The sequence below is a fragment of the Acetobacter sp. DsW_54 genome (assembly GCF_002153575.1).
Lineage (GTDB): Bacteria > Pseudomonadota > Alphaproteobacteria > Acetobacterales > Acetobacteraceae > Acetobacter > Acetobacter fabarum.
The window spans coordinates 1-928 of sequence record NZ_JOPD01000050.1; the positions used below are offsets into that span (position 1 = coordinate 1).

A 928-nucleotide genomic window follows, 5' to 3' on the forward strand; every position below is an offset into this window, starting at 1 on the left:
TTGCGGGCGTTCTGGTCTGCCACCCTCCACAGTTTTGAAAATGACCCCGAGGTACAAGCGGGAAAAGAGATTGACTCAGATATGTAAAGGCGGGTCATTCGCGTGGCATCTACAGATGCATACCGGCTGACCTTCAGGCATGCTGACATCACACTTGGGAACATTTCCACCGTCCTTCACCTTACGCGTCTCAGCCAGCCAGATCAGGCGCCAACCAGAATCTCATCTCACATCACTGGCAGAAGAGATTTAATGGCGACCGTAATGAATCACTACCGCATAATCTCAAGGTAGGGAGCCATATACTACGAAAACACGTCGCTCTCAGCGACGAATATATTAAACGTCGGATTGCAAATTAAAAACTTCCAGTATTTTCATACTTTACTACACAGGCCGCGGCTTAACGGATTATTCACAAAACACTTACAAATAACGCTTCCAAGATTGATACCTGACTCAAGAATACCAAAGATGGAGCGGAAATGGTGCTTGACCAAAATACCTCTGAAAGGGAAACTGCTGTCATTGAAAAAGATAATCGTCAGCGTAAGACTTGCACGGTATATTCGCGTTACAATTATCAAAAAAACACAATGGGTTAGTTTACTATGGCCAAACTGCTAGAATGTACAAATAATGATATTCACGACATATTCCCGCGTATAAAAAATCTGGGTGCCAGTTCTTTCGGCGAGGATGCTGATATTTTTGGCGATACATTGGCAGAAGTTATTGAAAATGCACCGCAAGGTCATGACCTGCTGTTCAAACAGCAAACAGTCAACGAATTAAAGACTTTACTGGCTTGCAATGATGCAGAAATCGACCATGCAAGCTTTGCTTTGATCGCCATAAGTCCTACTGAAGAAGTTGAAGAACCACCTAATTGGGGCAATTTTCCTACCTTGCGGGCGTTCTGGTCTGC

Annotated in this window: 1 protein-coding gene; it reads left to right on the top strand. The window is 44.2% G+C overall.

Going from position 1 to position 928, the window contains the following annotated elements:
* Nucleotides 1–611 precede the first annotated feature (611 nt).
* A partial coding sequence (locus HK20_RS12330) for a hypothetical protein (protein WP_086647336.1) occupies nucleotides 612–928 on the top strand: 317 nt, incomplete at its 3' end.